The following is a 17,003-nucleotide window of genomic DNA, read 5'->3' as shown; positions in this document are numbered from 1 at the left end:
AGATAAAACAGTTTACTTTACAAAGCACACTAATAAATACTATAGTAATCAAAATATGAAAATCGCACTACTTGGATATGGTAAAATGGGAAAAACCATAGAGAAAATTGCAATAGAAAGAGGCCATACTATTGCTCTAAAAGTAGATAAGGACGACAGGGACTATGACCTGTCTGATATCGATGTTGCCATCGATTTTAGTATCCCTGCTGCAGCTGTTAACAATATTACCAATTGTTTTAACGCAGGAGTTCCAGTAGTTTCGGGGACAACAGGATGGCTAGAATACTATGATATGATAGTAAATCTATGCAAAGAAAAAAAAGGCAGTTTCATTTATTCGTCTAATTACAGTTTAGGGGTAAATCTTTTTTTTGAACTCAATAAAAAGTTAGCAAAGATGATGAGTCCGTTAGAAGGTTATGATATTGAAATGGAAGAAATTCACCATACCGAAAAATTAGATGCACCGAGCGGCACCGCAATTACACTTGCCGAAGGAATTATAGAAAATACTGATAAAAAGAACTGGCAATTAGAAAAAGGAGACCAGACTACAATCCCTATTGTAGCAAAAAGAATTGATAAAGTCCCGGGTACACATACGGTGACTTACTCGTCTGAAGTTGATGACATAGAAATTAAGCATACAGCTCATAATAGAAACGGTTTTGCGCTGGGTGCTGTTGTAGCTGCCGAATGGCTTTCTGACAAAACAGGAGTGTTTAGCATGAAAAATGTTTTAGGGTTATAAAAAATGTAACACTTTACACATAAGAAGTACTTATATAAAAAATTAATAGAGATGATACTAACAGAATGGTTTATTTTTTTCCTGATACTACAGGTAATTCATTTTCTAGGCACTTGGAAATTATATGTTAAAGCAGGTAGAAAGGCTTGGGAAGCTATAGTGCCAGTTTATAATGCAGTGGTATTAATGAAAATCATAAACCGCCCATGGTGGTGGGTTATTTTACTATTTATACCAGTCATCAATGTAATTATGTTGCCCGTTATTTGGGTAGAAACCATTAGAAGTTTTGGTAAGAATTCTACTACTGATACTGTATTAGTAGTTATTACTCTTGGATTTTATATCTACTACGTAAATTACATGTTAGATGTAAATTATATACAAGATCGCAGTTTAAAACCAAGAACAGCAACAGGAGAATGGATTAGTTCAATACTATTTGCTGTTGTTGCAGCTACTATAGTTCATACTTATTTCATGCAGCCTTATACGATTCCTACTGGATCTTTAGAAAGAACATTATTGGTTGGAGATTTCTTATTTGTAAGTAAGTTTCATTATGGTGCACGAACTCCTATGACGGCTGTATCTTTTCCAATGGTACATGACACTATTCCACTAATTAGAACAAAATCATACACTAACAGCCCGCAATATCCATACTTTAGATTGCCCGGCTTTCAAAAAATCAAGCGCAATGATATTGTGGTATTTAGTTGGCCTATAGATACAGTTCGTTTTTTTAGAGACAAATCCAAAAAAAGCTTTTACAAGCCTATTGATAAGAAATCAAATTATGTAAAACGATGTGTAGGGGTACCAGGAGATTCTTTATCGGTTGTGGATGGATATGTACACATTAATGGTAAAAGAAACCAACTCCCTGATCGTGCTCAGTTACAATTTACGCATGCCGGAAGTACAAAAGGTGAAAGTTTTAATCTTCAAAACCTTTATAATCGCTATAAAATAAAGGCAAAAGATCAACAAGAATTTGGATATGACCAACAGCGTTTTTTTATAAAAGGTATGACCGAAGATGCTGCGACTCGATTTAAAAATCATCCCAATGTAGCAGATATTCGAAGAATATTTTCTCCAAAAGGTCAAAAAGACCCTAATATCTTTCCTAATAACGGAAAGGTAAATTGGAACTCTGACAACTTTGGTGCTATATATATTCCTGAAGCAGGTAAAACGGTAAAGATGGACCTTAAAAGTTTTTCTTTATATCGAAGAATTATTGAAGTCTATGAAGGCTCTGAGTTAGGGATTGAAAATAAATTAACAGTTAATGGCACACAAGTACTTCTTAACGGAAAACCTATAGACTCCTATACTTTTAAACAAGATTATTACTGGATGATGGGAGACAATCGTCATAACAGTGAAGATAGCCGAGTATGGGGATATGTTCCTGCCAATCACATTGTAGGTAAGCCTGTTTTTGTATGGTTTAGTTGGGATACCAATGCCAAAGGATTGTTTAACAAGATCCGTTGGGATCGTATGTTCACAACTGTAGGAGGAAACGGTCAACCAGTTTCTTATTTCAAATACTTTATAATTCTTTTAGCAGGTTGGATTATTTATAATCAATACCGAAAAAGAAAGAAAGCAGCATAATATCAAAGAGTACATTGAAGACAATCTTACTCCATCCAACATACTTTGGGTCTATAGCTCAAAATGTCGCTATTGCACAATCAGATTCGATTGTTTTTGAAAATGAAGACAACTATCAAAAGCAAACCTATCGCAATCGCACCTATGTATACGGGGCTAACGGTAAGCTCTTATTATCTATCCCCATCAAACATAACGGAAAGGTAGGGAGACAATTGTATAAAGATGTTTGTATAGAAAATGATTTTGAATGGCAGACATTGCACTGGAAATCATTAGAAACGGCGTATAGAACCTCCCCCTTTTTTGAGTATTACGAAGATGAATTTGCTCATTTATTCGAAAAGAAGAAAAAATTTCTGTTAGATTTTAACTATGAATGTATGGAGGCTGTTTTTGACTGTCTTCAGTTAGAATCTAGTTTCACTAAAACAAACGAATATATCAAGACTCCCAAGGAAATTAACGATCAAAGAGAGCTTGTAAATGCTAAAAAAGAAAAACGATATCATTTAGAATCATACATCCAGGTATTTTCAGAAAAACACGGATTTATACCTAACCTCTCTATTTTGGATTTATTATTTAATGAAGGCACAAATGCATTGACGTATTTAGAGAAACAGGCTATTTTTTAGCAAAATCAACTCTATACTGCTGCTAATAATCTTTTTCCATATTCTCAACCTCCACTGTTAAAATTATTTTTAAAAAATTTTCTATTAAAGTTTAATTGAATTTCTAAGAAAAAAATACTATTTATGCACTAATAAAGAGATACAAGTTTTGTATTCTATAAACCTACCCTAATTCTTTAATTATACCTATTTGAATTAATCGACGTTTATTGACTAATTCAAAAAAAACATATTAAACCAACTATTCAATTACTATGAGTATAAAATTATGGCTTCAGGAAAGAGTTGCTGAAGAAACCGACCTACCTATCGATGAAATATCATGTGATCTGGAATTTACCAATTTTAATATGGATTCTTTGTCTACGTTAACTCTAGCATTTGATTTAGAATCTAAGCTCGATGTAGGAGAAATCGACCCTACAATTTTTTCTGAATATGACACTATAAACAAGCTTGTTGAATGGATAGAGCATCAAAAATAATTTGGAATCCGTATACCAAAGGATATTTTGACAATCCGTACCCACATTTAAAAGAGTGCCGAGAAAAAAACCCAATCCATAAAGGAGTACATAATGAATGGAGTTTCTTTAAGCATCAGGACGTAAACACCATTATACGTTCTAACAATTTTGATGTTTCCGAATTAAACACATATTTTAAAACCAAAGAGCCTTACATTTTTAAAAATACAGATGCCTGTCCATATTTATCTAAAGGAACCCAAAAATGGGCAATGTATTTAAATAATGATCAGCATAGAAATTTAAAAGTGGTTATGGGTAAATCTTTTAAAGAGTTTGATTTGGATGCGGTGATAGCTGAATCTATGGATATTTTGAACGATAAATACAAAAATGTCAAAAACATTGATCTTGTAAATTATTGTGCTTATTTTATTTTTTTAGTAACCGAAAAACTATTTGGAATTAAGAATTTTGAAAGTTTTGAAAAAGTAAAAAAATATTCAAACATGTTGGCTCGAAGTCAGGATCTTTTTATCCCTAAACAGATATATCAAGAAATAAATTCTTGGTTTTTATGGGGTAAAGGGATTTTTCATGACTCAGAATACAAAGAAAATATAAAAAAATTCGCAAATCAATTAAATATCAAATACACAGATGAAGACATTTATTCTATTATGTCTGTTTCTGTAATGGCAGCTTTTGAAACTTCGAAAGACAATCTAACTATGGCATTATTTGAAATCCTTAGTAATTCTAAATTGATAGATTATGTATTGAATACTGATAGCAAAGAATTAAATCTTTTGATCGAGGAACTATTTAGATTCTCTTCTCCTTTGCAATATACTGTGAGAGTTAATAAAGAACCATTAGAGTATGGTGAGATCACCATTTCGTCTAATTCAAAATTATATCTGTGTTTGGCCAGCGCAAATCGAGATCCTAATGTTTTTGAAAATCCAGATCAGATAATCCCTGATAGAAATCCAAATGAGCATCTAGCATTTGGAGGAGGAAATCACTTTTGTTTAGGAGCCCAGATAGCCAGACAAGAGATGAGATATTGTCTGAAACCAATGGTGAATTTTCTAAAAGATTATGAAATAGATGATAGGCAACAAATAAAATGGGCAAGACAGATTTTTATGCGAACTGTAGATACTCTACATCTAAAAAGTAGTATTTCGAAATAAACTTTTCAAATTGCTTTTGTTTTTAGATAATAACCCTATTCAATTAATATAATATCCTTACCTAATTACCGATCCAAAAAAGAAACATAGAAGATGCCAAACCATTTACCAAAAAATTCATTCGACATTAGTTCGATAAAATTAAAAAAAGCTAAATGGTAGAATTTAATTTATTATTATTATTTCTGTATATACTTTTTTCTATACTTTTAGTCTCTCTTTTTTCTAAGGAAAATCGATGGAAGGCTCTTGTTGTAACAAGTTTACTTTTTTACTATCTATTAGTAGGTTATACATTGTTATTCTTAGTTCTTCTATCTTTTATCATATATAAATTAAGTTTTGTAATACGTCATAATTTTTCCAAAACAAGAGTGTTATTATTCTTTATTTTAGTACCACTAATCATTTCGAAGATAACAAACACTGGTACTCATTTCGAAGATTATAGTTCAAAAAGCATTCAATTATTGGAATGGCTTAAGTGGTCATCTCTGTTTCAAATAATTGGTCTTTCTTATTTTACTTTTAATGGGATAAGTTACTTGATTGATATTAAGAGAAAATATATTGAACCCCAAAAGAATTTTTTTTTATTACTACTATATTTAATCTATTTTCCAGCTATATTTTCTGGACCACTACATCGAGCAAAATATCTTATTTCGCAATTCAAGAACATCTCTATTTCTAACCAAAGTATTTCAAAAGGTATGCGGCTAATACTATGGGGATTATTTAAAAGCTCAGTTATTGCTCAGAGAATATTTAACTTACTTGATATATTATTAAGTTCAGAAATTAGCGGATTCTATTACTTAATTTTAGGACTGCTTTTCTTTTTCTATCTCTATTGTAACTTCAGTTCATTTATTGATCTTTTTCAAGGTATTTCTCAAATTTTTAATATACAATTAAAAAATAATTTTCTCAATAGAGTCTATTTTTCTTCCTCTAGACAAGAATTCTGGAAAGGATGGCATATTACATTAAATCATTGGTTTCGTGATTATTTTTTCTTTGTCATAGCCAAATATGATAAAAAGCGAAAATATACCGATCTACTATTATTAACCACTTTTATATTAATCGCATTATGGCACGAACTTACGACAACTCTGTTTCTTTGGGGTATCCTAAATGGTTTGTGGATTATACTTGAAAAAAAAGTAGATTTAAAAAAATTCCATTATCCAAAATTCAGGAAAGTTACAGGCTATTTATATCATCTTTTTTTCTCTTGTGTTCTAGCGCTCATTTTCATTTCGCCAGATTTGATGTCTCTATTTGAAAAAGTATTTTTGAATCCATCATATATTCCAAAAGAGATTTTACAAAGACAGTTAATAAATATTGTAATCATCATAATTTCGTTTGTAATAATGGACTATCATTATAGTAAGGCGGGAAGCAAGAGATTTGATGATTATTTGCAAAATAGGCCTATTTTAAATCGGTGGTTTATTTATATTAAATTGACAATGATGACCTTGATATTCGGATTAAGTACCGGAGTTGATAATTATTATATCTTATTTTGATAAAAATTATTATATCTTATTTTGATAAAAATTATTATGAAAATAAAAGAAACAATTGTAAAATTAATTGCATTTGGAACTATTATCCTTTTAATAGCATTACTTATTAAAAAGGTATCTCCTCCAAACGTTGACAATTATTACGCTGCTATATCAGATAAAATATCTAATAACAAAGAACCTTCATATTATTTCATTGGTTCTAGCAGAGTACAGAAAAGTGTCAATCCAAAAATACTAAGGGATCATTTTAACAATAGCAATATACACAACACTGCAATTAGTAGTTCAACTTTTTTAAGCAATTGTATTTTAGCTGATTACCTAATACGAACTCAGGGGTCAAATGTACTTTTTATTGAGTTATCTCCAATAATTCCAGAGCTCCCAAAAGGATTAATAAAGTTCTCTAATGAAGCTAATATAAATATAACGGAAACTATTAAAGCTTTGACAAAGAAAGAAAACTTACGTCAAAAGACAATCATAAATCTAAATGCATTGAATAGTTACTTTTTCTTAAAAACTCCTTTAAAAGAGAGTATGAAAAGAATATTGAACCATAATAATGATAGTGAAAAAAGTAGTACAAAATTGATGGGTTTTATTTCTTTAAAAGGAAATAATTTTTATTCTACCACTCCTTTTATAACATATAAGGAGATTAACTATTCTTCAAAAAAGAATAAAAATCTGAAATCTTATCACAACTACATTAATTATTTATTGGAATTAAGTGAATTATATGACTCCAAAATAGTGTTCTTTTTGCCTGTTACATATTTAAAAGAAAAAGAAAAGGATATAGTAATTCCGTTATATAATTCGTTACCAGATAGTGTAAAAATAAGATACTCCAAGGGTTTTATTGAGAGTATTACCAATGCCAACTATTTATTAGATGGTAACCATTTTAATAATAAAGGAGCAACAAAATACACCAATCTACTTTGCCCTCTCTTAGAGGGTTATTTTACAACAACAAACAAATAATTAGCATTAATATCAATCACTAAATTGAAGCACTTATATTGCATAATTTTTCAATACATAACTTGATTTTAAAAAAGTACCTCGCAATAAGATTAACATGACTCGATCTATCATACACTACGGGCTTCATTTTATCATCCCTTTAATAATCGCTTTACTTTTTTATCCAAAACAATGGAAAAAAGTATACCTCACCTTTTTAGGAGCCATGCTTATAGACCTTGATCATTTGCTGGCTAATCCTATTTTTGATCCTAATCGATGCAGTATTGGTTTTCATCTTTTACATAGTTATTATGCAATCATAGTGTATGGTTTTATGTTATTTTTCCCAAAGATCAGAATTTTCGGAATTGCCCTGCTATGGCATATTATTACTGATCAAATAGACTGTTGGATGATGTAAAGTACGGTTACAAGTGTTTCTTTTATAAAATATTTTTTACATTTAGTAAAAAAACAAGCATTATTAACATCTTTTTTAAATCAATTTGATTATGACAAGATTTTTACTTTTAATCTTACTTTTAGCAATATGCGCTTGCAAAGAACAAGCACAAGAATCCAAACAAGTAACCAAACAAGAGGCAATTGTGACGGCACCAATAGAAAAATATGATGCCATACCCATGGATTCGAAAATAGCGAGTAAGCTTTCTAAAAAAGAGATTGCATCTATTTTTACAAGAAGAAAACAAAATCTATTAGGCATTTCAAATGCCCTCTATCAAGCATATTCTTATAAGGATGAATCGGGCGAATACTATCTATTATTAACTGATCACAGGAAGGCAATACATGAAGAAAAAGATACTTTATATGATAATATATACGCTTTAAATATAACGAACAAAAACAATCAGCTTAAAAAGAGATCTACAGTTACAGGTGAAATAGATGATGATTGGGAAACTTCTATTGGTTTTTGGAATCAATACTCAGAAATATCCGACCTTGATGGTGACGGTCTTGTAGACCTCATCTTAGTCTATGGTACTACAGGTCAAAATATGTATAAAGACGGTAGGGTAAAAATATTAGTTTACCATAACAAAAAAAGAGTATCGATCAAACATCAGAATAGTGATATCGATGGTGGTAGACATACCAAAATTAACAAAAAACTTTATGCTTTACCACTTAAAATACAAGATGCAGTAAAAGAAAAAATGAAGCTTATGAGTAAAAATGGTCACGCCATTTTTTCTAAGGGTTGGGAAAAAGAGATGGCAAATAAAGCCACTCGTTTAGCAGAAAAATAATACAATAAAAACAACATACTAATCTTGTAAAAGGTATATTAGGTTACTAATATCTTATCTTAAGAATATTATTTATCATCAAATCCTTGAGAAAGGGTCAAGAATTTATAGTTTAATTTGAATAAAACATATTTGCCAGATATTCTCTTACCAATTTTGGAATACCTTAATTTCTATAGGAAGTATTACTGCATTCAATTACTTTTCTATTGTCTAAAATAATCAACTGATTTTCAAACAAAAATAAATCGTAGCGAAGTCCAATCAGAAAGATCAATTAATTTTTCAATAAATTACCTATCCAAGTATAAGCCACCATTCCAATAACCGATATCGTACCAAGGAAAACTAAATCCGAATTTAAAAAAGGACCTAATACTCCCGCTAAAAGAACTACACTTCCTATTCCAAAACTTATTAATCTAGACATCCTATTTTGATATAAAGAACCTTTAGTTAGTGGTATAATTGCACATATTGAAGAAATTGCAATTAACAAGTAAACATCTAAATCGAACCAAAAAAACAAAATAATACAACTTAAAGAAAGTACTAAACAGGAAAAGAATATAATTCCAGAAGTTTTATCATTTTTGTCCAATAAATATTTCCCATAAGTATTAAATAGTAAAATCATATTAGATAACGGTCCTATAATCCATCCTCCAAGTGCAAACAGTAAATAAGGCACAATAATGAAAAACACTAGATAAGGATATTCCGAAAGCTGTACTGTTTTTATCAAAAATCTATACACCAAATAAATCCCAATTAAAAACATCCATTGATTCTTAGTTTTCATATTGGATATCCAGAATGCATATTTTAGATAGGCTCTATAAATAAAATTTTTAGCTTTTATAGCTTCCAACATTCCATCTTGAGCATATCTTGATGTAGGATCATTTTTAAGAGACTCTTTAAAATGGTCCATTGCTTCTTTATGTTTTCCTTGTTCTAATAGAACCCAACCAACATTAGCATGAGAAAAACTTCCTTCAGGGTCTTGATTTAGTGTATTACTTATTGTTTCTTGCGCTTCCTTTTGTCTTTTTAATTTTGTTAAAGTCTGAGCTCTAACATTAAGGCAAAGTACACTATTGGGATCAAGTTTTAAACCATCATCTGCACACGAAAGACTTTCCCGATAGTCCTTAGACTCTAAGAGCATTAACCCTTTATAGCCAAAATAATCAGGGTTATATGGATCTAATGATATAGCTTCATTAATAGCCTCCAAAGCTGCTGTTTTATTTTCATGATACCAAGCTATAGCAGAACGATTATAAAACAGTTCGTCTTCGTTAGGGTATTCAGAAATCAAAAGTTCATTTAATTCTTCAGCTTTTTTATAATCATTTAATTCAACATAACATCTAATTAACAGGCTCTTAGCAAAATAATTATTTGGCTCTTTTTGTAAACCTTCCTGTAATGAGTGTAATGCTTCTTTAAATTTTTTCACTTGAAAAAGTTGAAAACCTCTTTCAAAAAACAAACTCTCCATTTATTTCTTAATTTTTAGATAGGATAATATTTCGTCATATAATCCAGAATCATTAGCGTATAGTGCATAGTTTTTCGAAGTGGTAAACCATTCTGTAGTACTTGGCTTAACTTGTTTTATTGCTTTTAGAATATCTTTTGTTGATAAAGGTTTAGGTATTCCATCATCAAATGACTCCATTAATTTATTTTCAATAGCAACATCAATAGCGGCTTGGATATCTGCTCCAGAAAACCCTTTAGAGTTCTTTGCTAGAGCATTATAATCAATTTTATCAACAGGTTTTCCCTTAAGCATAATCTCATAAATAGAAGATTTTGCTTTAAAATCAGGCGGAGATACAAAAATAATACGATCAAACCTACCAGGTCTTCGAAAAGCAGGGTCTAAATGCCACGGGGTATTAGTAGCCCCAAGTACTAAAATACCTTCATTATCACTCTCTATTCCATCTAATTCTGCCAGAAATTGATTAATCACATTTCTACCAGCCGATTTGTTCATATCATTTCTATTAGCGCCTAATGCATCTATTTCATCGATAAAAATCACACACGGAGTATTCTTTCTGGCTGTTTCAAACACCTCATGTAAATTCTGTTCACTACTTCCTATCCACATATCTAATATGTCATTAATACCAATATTAATGAAATTAGCATTAATCTCTCCAGCTGTAGCCCTTGCCAAATGAGTCTTACCGCACCCTGGAGGCCCATAGAGCAATATCCCTCCTCCTATTTTCTTTCCGTAAGCCTTATATAAGTCTTTATGTTCTAATGGTTTTATAATCTTTAAAGAAATTTGATTCTTCACTTCATCCATACCACCGACATCTGTAAAATCAATTGTTGGTTTCTTTAGAAATTTCTTAGCATCCTCATCTACATAATCATTTTCTTTTTCTAATCCACTCATTAATCTAAGCTTATTATCAAAATACTCATTCGTATATAAACCATCTATATTTAGCAGTGCCTGATATGTCTCTTTTGCATCTAATAAATTATCTCCATCTAACTGACAATAGCAAAGAAGCTCTAAATATGAAATATTTCTACCATCTTCATTTAGTAATTCTTCCAAAATAATTTCAGCTGGTGATATTTTATTTAGTTTATAGTAGCAATTTGCCAACCCAAACCTGGCATCTTTACTATTGTTTTGGAGGTTTATAACTTCCAAATAATGTTTTTCTGAATTGATATAATCACTTTTATCAAAGTACAACTTTGCAATTCTAAGCCTCAAAGGAACATTATCTGGTGAAAAAGAAAGTGCTTCCAACAGATCATTAATAAGATCACTATTCATTGGGTTAACTATTTTAAGAAAATCTATATTATTATATTATACAATACTTATCAATATAAAAAAGCAAAACTAAAGCTTTATTCTAGAAAAAATTGGATAATGATCCGAGAAGTTTTTATAAAAATTCTCAAATTCAAAAACTTCAAAATCTTCGGCAACTAGAATGAAGTCTATTCTTACAGGAAACAGTTCAAACTCAAAAGTCTTACCAAAACCCCTACCCGCTTCTTTAAAAGCATCTATTAAACCTTCAGATTTTACTTTATTGTAGACATAAGAATACGCTGTATTATTAAAATCACCCATCACAATGTTTTTATATGGCGAGTTTTTCATATGGGCAATTAAAATCTCTATCTGCTCTTGTTGTTTTTCAAAAGAAATCTGAATACGGTTTAATAGCTTTTGAGAATCTGCTTTAGCTAATTGATTAGTAGTAGAGCTTATTTTATGGGATTGTAAATGCACATTATACACACGTACCGTATCCTTTTTAACAACCACGTCTGCAAAAATGATATTATTTGCAGTTCCTTTAAATCGCAAAGATCCTTTATCGATTATCGGAAATTTCGAAAATATAACTAATGCAAGCTCTCCGTTATCGTTATTAAAATCTTCATATTTATACGAGTAATGATTAAAATCTATATCTGGATTATTATAGTATTCTTGTGCACAAAATATATCTATCTCTTGTTCTTTTACTAATTTCGAAATATCCTGTGGTATAGATTCTGAATCAATCCACTCAAATCGATTAAAACTACGTACATTATAACTTAATAAAGAAACACTATCCTTTATATTGTCTGATGATTTTCCTTTCAACTTATATAATGACGAAACATGTGAAAATCCTAAAATCAGGATGGTAAGAGAAAGTATTAGTTTTTTATTTAACTGGACTGACCAATACAATAAAAACACAATGTTAATCACAATAAGAATGGGTACCGCCAAACTTAATACCGATAACAACGGAAACATTTTGGGAGAAACATAAGGCAATAAATACGATAGCAACAATGCAAAAGCTGCAATAGAATTAATAACAAAGATAATCTTGTTAACCAACGCCCTCATACTTATACCTATATCTATTCTTTACCTGCTTTAAACAAGAAATCTTTTTCTTCTTTGGTTAAACTATCATACCCGCTTTTACTTATTTTATCCAAAATAGCATCTATCTTAACTTGATTTGGACTTTTAGCAGAAGAAGGAGTAGTTTTTTTGGTAGCTCTTTTATGGGTTTTTGATTTATGTACAGTTTTTAAGGGGCTTTTTTTCTTGCGTGGTTTAAATAGATTCATCAAACCATCCATCATTTTTTCAAACCAGGCTCCAATATCATTTCCTTTTTTGAGCTGCACGGCATAGATATAACCAAACAAAGCACCACCCATATGCGCAATCAAACCACCCGCATTACCCGAAGTAGGAAGCTGAATTAAATCAGACAACACAACAAATAGTCCTATTTGCCATAGTTTAACGTTAAAAAATATTACTCTAACCTCTGCATTAGGAGTATATGTCGCTATAAAAATCACTATGGCTAAAACTGCCGCCGAAGCACCAATCAAATATCCTGATTTTCCACTTAGAACAGGTAGAAAATTATATCCCAATACAAATAACAAACCACCACATATAGCACCCAACAAATAGATGGTAAGAAATCTCTTTTCTGTAAACAAGTTCAATACAAATTGTCCAAACCAATATAACATTAGCATATTCCAGAAGATATGCCAAAAACCAAAATGTAAAAAACTATACGTTAAGATTCCCCAAAACTGTAGTATCAAAGCATCAAATGCCGCAGGCAAAACAAACCACTCCATCAACGCACCCGGGCTTGTTTTAAATATCCATGAGCCAAGGGTAGCAAATAAAAATAATATAGCATTAATTGCAATAAGCTTAATCACAATATTAGCTGTTTTAAACTGATATGATAGATTATTAGTAGTCATACTAGTACCAACGATGTTGATTAAACGAATTTTTTTTCCAGTACCACATAGTGATAAAGCCTATTATTGCTCCTCCAATATGCGCCCAATGCGCTATATTTGTTGTACCATATAAACTTTGACCTGTAATCCCTCCTATAAGATCCGGGACAAAATAAAAAGCCATTAAATATTTAGCCTTTATCGGAAAAGGAATAAACATTAAATATAATGATTGATTCCAGTATAACATTCCAAAAGCAGCAATAACCCCAGAGACTGCGCCAGAAGCCCCTACCATATGACTCATATACGCTCCATACATATCGTTAATAGTTATTTCTGTTGTATACTTTAAAACAGATGTACTATATCTTCCTGTTCTCATAAATTCTAAAATTTCATTTTTATCAAAACCTGCTTGTACAAAACTTTGATATCCAGGTTGAAATTCTAAATAATAAAACAATAACTGTAGACCTAATGCTCCAAACCCAGCAGAGAAGTAAAGAAAAAGAAACTTTTTTTGCCCTATTGAATGCTCTAATTGACTACCCATCATAAAAAGTAAAAACATATTAAACAATATATGATTTATACCCTCATGACTATGCATAAACATATAAGTAAAAACCTGCCAAAAATGGAAATTATCATTATATGGAAACCAAAATGCAAACAAATTAAATGCACTATTCCCTATGGTTAACGATCCTATGAAAAATATTACATTAGTAATCAATAAGACCTTTACTGTGTCTGTAATTCTCCCCATTTATATTTAAAATTTCTTATCGATCTCATCTACAGTTAACGTGATGAAAGTCGTCTTATTATCTGGTGTTACTGTAGGTTCTGTACAGGCAAAGAGGCTATTTGCCATATATTGTTGTTGTTCTTGAGCTAGTTCTACTCCGGTTCTTACTGCGATGCTTTTGGCAATTGATCTTGCTAATAGATCTGTTTGTGAGAAACCAGTGTCAGGAACTTCATTTTCGAGATCACTAAGTAATTGTTCTAATAAAGCCGAAACTTCTTTCTCAGACACCACCGAAGGTATCGCTTTAATTTCTATTTCTCCCAAAGCGAACTCTCCAAACATAAATCCCGTATTTTCTAATTGTTCTTTTACTGTTTCTAAAAGAGCTACTTCATTTTTAGAAAAAGAAAGAGTAAGAGGAAATAATAATTGCTGACTTACTGCACTGGCCATGGTAATATTACGCAGTAATTCTTCGTAAAGAATCCTTTGATGCGCTCGATTTTGGTTAATAATCACCATACCACTCTTAATGGTAGTTACAATATATTTTCTTCTAAGTTGATATGTCGTGTGATGTCCTACTTTTTTGTCTTCCGTTTCGAATAAAGAACCGGTTACTTCTTCGCTTTCAAACTCGACCGATGAAAATTCATTATCTGTTGATTTAGGGGAAGTCATTTCAGATTCTAGTCCAACATATAGGTTCTCCCAACTTCCTGCAGATTCTTTTTTAAAAGATGTATAGTTTTTACCCGAAGAAGAGCTTGTTTCTGATTTTTTATCTTCTTTGAACGGATTAAAATTTCGGTCAACTTCAATTTTAGGCACTTGCGCCATTTTGCTCTTATATTCATAAGGCGTATCCATCGAAGCATCTCTATTAAAATCTAAAACCGGAGACACATTAAACTGCCCTAGACTATGTTTTATGGTAGAACGCAGCATGGCATACAATGCATGCTCATCTTCGAACTTAATCTCAGTCTTTGTGGGATGTATATTAATATCTATAGATTTAGGATCTACATGTAAATAAATAAAATAACTTGGGTGTGCTTTATCTTTTAGTAATCCTTCAAAAGCTGCATTTACGGCATGATTTAGATAACCACTTTTAATAAACCTATCGTTTACAAAGAAAAATTGTTCTCCACGTGATCTTTTGGCATATTCGGGTTTACCCACAAAACCGCCAATGGTAACCAGATCCGTTTCTTCTTTAATCGGAACCAATTTTTCATTAGTTTTTCCTCCAAAAATATTTACAATACGTTGGCGATGATTAGCAATAGGCAGATTAAACACTTCGCTCCCATTATGATACATATCAAATCGTATAGCGGGATGTGCCATCGTAACACGATGAAATTCGTCTATAATATGGCGTAATTCTACTGCATTAGACTTTAAAAAATTTCTTCGTGCCGGAATATTATAGAATAAATTTTTAACACTTATAGAAGTTCCTTTAGGGGTTACACATACTTCTTGAGAGGTAACCTCACTCCCTTCTATTTTAATTTCGGTACCTACCTCGTCATTTTCTTGTTTAGTTTTAAGCTCTACATGTGCAATGGCAGCAATAGAAGCCAAAGCTTCTCCTCTAAAGCCCTTAGTATCTATTTGGAAAAGATCTTCTGCCGCCTTTATTTTTGAAGTAGCGTGGCGTTCAAAACTAAGTCTTGCGTCTGTAACACTCATTCCTACCCCATCATCGATAACCTGAATAAGTGTTTTACCCGCTTCTTTAACAATTAGCTTTATATAACTGGATTGGGCATCAATCGCATTTTCTAACAACTCCTTGACTACCGAAGCTGGTCTTTGAACCACTTCTCCCGCAGCAATTTGGTTGGCTACATGATCTGGTAATAGTTGAATGATATCAGACATTTATCGTCTTGCAGTAAATATGGATAAATCAAAATCTATGAGATATAAAAAAACCAAAAGTAGAATAAGAAAAATCCCTAAAACTCTTCGATTGATCTTTCTATCAGAATCCTGTTTTAGTTCTTCCCAAGCCGTCTTAAATTTGTCTTTAAAGTTGTTACTTCTTCCTATACTTCGGAATTTTTCGAACTTATTTTCTATCTGGTATGGGCTACCCTCTCCATTATCATCCCAATAACGAGGAGAATAACTAAATTTTTTATTTTTTCTTGTTTTAAATATTCCCATAATCGAATCAAATATACTTAAAATGCTCTGTAATCTAAAGCTTTTAGCATTACAATAACAATGAAAGTGATTTATAAATTTCAGTTTAGGGTTTCTCGTTTTGAAACTATAGATCAAATTGAAGAATCATAACAGCAAACCATTCTGAACTCATGAACATGTTTTCTGGCATTGAATTATACATTTCAAACTCATTACACTAAAACACATGGCATGTAGCACAAATAGTATACCATATCAAAAAAATAAGATTAAAAAAAACAAACCCCAGACACTATCCTTTGTAGAATTTAGCATCTTTTCGTAATTGTGCCATTTTAATAGCGGCAATAGCGGCTTCGGTTCCTTTATTACCATGTTTACCTCCAGAACGATCTATGGATTGCTGCATGGTGTTATCGGTTAACACACAAAAAATAACAGGAGTATCGGTATTTATATTCAAATCTTTAATTCCTTGAGTAACCCCTTCGCATACAAAATCGAAATGTTTAGTTTCTCCCTGGATAACACTACCAATTGCTATAACTGCGTCAAGCATCTCAAAAGATTCTTGCATCTTTTTACAACCGTAAATAAGTTCGAAACTACCCGGCACATTCCACCTAACAATATTTTCTTTTATAGCTCCACAGTCGATCAATGCATCAAATGCTCCCTGAAAAAGCCCTTGTGTAATGTTTTCATTCCATTCTGAAACAACAATCCCAAATCGAAAGTTTTTCGCATTTGGGATTGTAGCTTTATCGTATTGTGATAAATTTTTATTTTCTGTAGCCATTGTTTGAGTTATG

At 31.3% G+C, this 17,003-nt stretch carries 17 protein-coding genes; 9 read left to right on the top strand and 8 right to left on the bottom strand.

Going from position 1 to position 17,003, the window contains the following annotated elements; genetic code table 11:
- The first annotated feature begins 55 nt into the window (after window positions 1-55).
- The 9 genes from dapB to ABW637_RS12495 all read left to right on the top strand — a co-directional run bounded on the left by dapB (window position 56) and on the right by ABW637_RS12495 (window position 8,483).
- Window positions 56-754 carry a 4-hydroxy-tetrahydrodipicolinate reductase gene (dapB, locus tag ABW637_RS12535; RefSeq protein WP_367585042.1) on the top strand — a complete coding sequence of 233 codons (699 nt, stop codon included), beginning with the start codon at window positions 56-58 and terminating at the stop codon, window positions 752-754.
- A gap of 51 nt (window positions 755-805) precedes the next feature.
- Window positions 806-2,383, top strand: coding sequence for a signal peptidase I (gene lepB, locus ABW637_RS12530; protein ID WP_367585041.1), 1,578 nt, complete (start codon window positions 806-808; stop codon window positions 2,381-2,383).
- Between the two features lie 14 nt (window positions 2,384-2,397).
- Complete coding sequence (locus tag ABW637_RS12525; RefSeq protein ID WP_367585040.1) at window positions 2,398-3,021, top strand: WbqC family protein; 624 nt, start codon at window positions 2,398-2,400, stop codon at window positions 3,019-3,021.
- Between the two features lie 254 nt (window positions 3,022-3,275).
- Window positions 3,276-3,506: an acyl carrier protein gene (locus ABW637_RS12520; protein ID WP_367585039.1), complete on the top strand. Its 231-nt coding sequence runs from the start codon at window positions 3,276-3,278 to the stop codon at window positions 3,504-3,506.
- Window positions 3,485-4,687: a cytochrome P450 gene (locus ABW637_RS12515; protein ID WP_367585038.1), complete on the top strand. Its 1,203-nt coding sequence runs from the start codon at window positions 3,485-3,487 to the stop codon at window positions 4,685-4,687. Before ABW637_RS12520 ends, ABW637_RS12515 begins: the two co-directional genes overlap by 22 nt.
- 155 nt (window positions 4,688-4,842) lie before the next feature.
- Window positions 4,843-6,228 (top strand): MBOAT family O-acyltransferase, encoded by a 1,386-nt coding sequence (locus ABW637_RS12510; protein ID WP_367585037.1) that lies wholly within the window; start codon window positions 4,843-4,845, stop codon window positions 6,226-6,228.
- 36 nt (window positions 6,229-6,264) lie between these two features.
- On the top strand, window positions 6,265-7,221 hold the full coding sequence (locus ABW637_RS12505; RefSeq protein WP_367585036.1) for a hypothetical protein: 957 nt from the start codon (window positions 6,265-6,267) through the stop codon (window positions 7,219-7,221).
- 97 nt (window positions 7,222-7,318) lie between these two features.
- A complete protein-coding gene (locus tag ABW637_RS12500) occupies window positions 7,319-7,627 on the top strand; it encodes a DUF6122 family protein (protein WP_367585035.1) in 309 nt (102 codons plus the stop codon).
- A 91-nt stretch (window positions 7,628-7,718) separates the two neighbouring features.
- The gene (locus ABW637_RS12495) at window positions 7,719-8,483 is read left to right on the top strand and encodes a M949_RS01915 family surface polysaccharide biosynthesis protein (protein WP_367585034.1); all 765 of its coding nucleotides are present in this window, start codon (window positions 7,719-7,721) and stop codon (window positions 8,481-8,483) included.
- Between the two features lie 277 nt (window positions 8,484-8,760).
- Here the strand turns inward: ABW637_RS12495 and ABW637_RS12490 are convergent, their stop codons facing one another.
- The 8 genes from ABW637_RS12490 to ribH all read right to left on the bottom strand — a co-directional run bounded on the left by ABW637_RS12490 (window position 8,761) and on the right by ribH (window position 16,990).
- Complete coding sequence (locus tag ABW637_RS12490) at window positions 8,761-9,990, bottom strand: tetratricopeptide repeat protein (RefSeq protein ID WP_367585033.1); 1,230 nt, start codon at window positions 9,988-9,990, stop codon at window positions 8,761-8,763.
- Window positions 9,991-11,304: an AAA family ATPase gene (locus ABW637_RS12485; protein ID WP_367585032.1), complete on the bottom strand. Its 1,314-nt coding sequence runs from the start codon at window positions 11,302-11,304 to the stop codon at window positions 9,991-9,993.
- 69 nt (window positions 11,305-11,373) lie between these two features.
- The gene (locus ABW637_RS12480; protein ID WP_367585031.1) at window positions 11,374-12,390 is read right to left on the bottom strand and encodes an endonuclease/exonuclease/phosphatase family protein; all 1,017 of its coding nucleotides are present in this window, start codon (window positions 12,388-12,390) and stop codon (window positions 11,374-11,376) included.
- 14 nt (window positions 12,391-12,404) lie between these two features.
- On the bottom strand, window positions 12,405-13,286 hold the full coding sequence (locus ABW637_RS12475; protein ID WP_367585030.1) for a rhomboid family intramembrane serine protease: 882 nt from the start codon (window positions 13,284-13,286) through the stop codon (window positions 12,405-12,407).
- A 1-nt stretch (window position 13,287) separates the two neighbouring features.
- Window positions 13,288-14,040, bottom strand: coding sequence for a rhomboid family intramembrane serine protease (locus ABW637_RS12470; RefSeq protein ID WP_367585029.1), 753 nt, complete (start codon window positions 14,038-14,040; stop codon window positions 13,288-13,290).
- A 6-nt stretch (window positions 14,041-14,046) separates the two neighbouring features.
- Window positions 14,047-15,921, bottom strand: coding sequence for a DNA mismatch repair endonuclease MutL (gene mutL / locus ABW637_RS12465; RefSeq protein WP_367585028.1), 1,875 nt, complete (start codon window positions 15,919-15,921; stop codon window positions 14,047-14,049).
- Complete coding sequence (locus ABW637_RS12460) at window positions 15,922-16,209, bottom strand: riboflavin synthase subunit beta (RefSeq protein ID WP_367585027.1); 288 nt, start codon at window positions 16,207-16,209, stop codon at window positions 15,922-15,924.
- Window positions 16,210-16,483: 274 nt separating this feature from the next.
- Window positions 16,484-16,990 carry a 6,7-dimethyl-8-ribityllumazine synthase gene (gene ribH / locus ABW637_RS12455; protein ID WP_367585026.1) on the bottom strand — a complete coding sequence of 169 codons (507 nt, stop codon included), beginning with the start codon at window positions 16,988-16,990 and terminating at the stop codon, window positions 16,484-16,486.
- Between the last annotated feature and the right edge of the window lie 13 nt (window positions 16,991-17,003).

This window comes from Aquimarina penaris, from assembly GCF_040786285.1.
Classification (GTDB): Bacteria; Bacteroidota; Bacteroidia; order Flavobacteriales; family Flavobacteriaceae; genus Aquimarina.
The sequence above is the reverse complement of the archived record's forward strand: the minus strand, read 5'-3'. Positions and strand labels throughout refer to the sequence as shown.